We start from the raw sequence: 304 nt of genomic DNA, 5'->3' as shown, positions 1-304 counted from the left end.
TTTCCGAGCCTGGCCAAGATCCGCAGGCTTGTGCCAAACATCGGCCTTGACTTCCGAGCAATGCGGGAAATCAATACGGACTATCGGCGCGCATTGGCCGACGGCGTGGTCGATCTTGTCATCTGTCCGGATCCTCCCGTACCGCCGGATTTTAGGTCGCAGCGCATTTGCTCTGAAACCTACGTCTTTATCGTCTCTCCGGAGCATCCGCTCGCTGAAATCAAAGCCTCCCGACAGCTTGTTGCCGCTGACTTTCGAGAATATCGATTCATAAAAATGCTCATCAGCCCTTTTGTGAATATCG

At 53.3% G+C, this 304-nt stretch carries 1 protein-coding gene; it reads left to right on the top strand.

Annotation, left to right across the window (positions count from 1 at the left end):
* A partial coding sequence (locus H6A60_RS13000; protein ID WP_239477752.1) for a LysR substrate-binding domain-containing protein occupies positions 1–304 on the top strand: 304 nt, incomplete at both ends.

This window comes from Sutterella massiliensis, assembly GCF_016899755.1.
Taxonomy (GTDB): Bacteria; Pseudomonadota; Gammaproteobacteria; order Burkholderiales; family Burkholderiaceae_F; genus Sutterella; species Sutterella massiliensis.
Note: the sequence above shows the minus strand (reverse complement) of the source record. Positions and strands in the feature narration are given on the sequence as shown.